The organism is Pseudoalteromonas sp. SWXJZ94C, from assembly GCF_015864385.1.
Lineage (GTDB): Bacteria > Pseudomonadota > Gammaproteobacteria > Enterobacterales > Alteromonadaceae > Pseudoalteromonas.
Genome location: NZ_JADYXF010000162.1, coordinates 1 through 582, shown reverse-complemented (window position 1 = coordinate 582; position 582 = coordinate 1). Strand labels below are relative to the sequence as shown.

Genomic DNA, 582 nt, shown 5'->3' with positions numbered 1-582 from the left:
ATGCAAAAGGATGAAGATGATGTGCCTTGGAATAAAGCGCGTTTTGAAATAACTTCTGAAGGTGATTTTTCAATTGATTTTAAATATGATGAAGACTTTGCTTATTTAAATTCACTAGATCCTGATAAAGATAAGTATCCTAGCTCGGATGAAATTTTAGCAATAGAAACATGGGAAGGTTTACCTGAAAGTTACCCTAGGTATTGGGCAAAAACGCTATTAGTGCTTCCAAATGTAAATACGTTAACGAGAGCGGATGTGTCTGCATTTACTTTAAAACATAATAACTCAGCATTGTTGAAAGAGTATTGGCAAGATAAGTACTCTGATAATTCAATGCAATTATGGGCAGAGGTGAAGAAAACTTATAAAAATAAAGCAGAAAACAAATATAATATTGATGAATTAATATTTGTTCTTAATTATGACTTTGCAGTTATGCCTTATCAAAACGCAGAAAAAGACGACTTAGGATTTTATAAGTGGATATTTATAGAAATTTCTAAATTAAGTTAAGATTAAAATAAAAAAACAAAGACATATATGGAAAAAGAAAGAAATAACAAAGACACCCACTTTAAA

General features: G+C 29.7%; 1 protein-coding gene. It reads left to right on the top strand.

Going from position 1 to position 582, the window contains the following annotated elements:
- A partial coding sequence (locus I6F65_RS21565) for a hypothetical protein (RefSeq protein WP_197114891.1) occupies positions 1 to 516 on the top strand: 516 nt, incomplete at its 5' end.
- Positions 517 to 582: the final 66 nt, after the last annotated feature.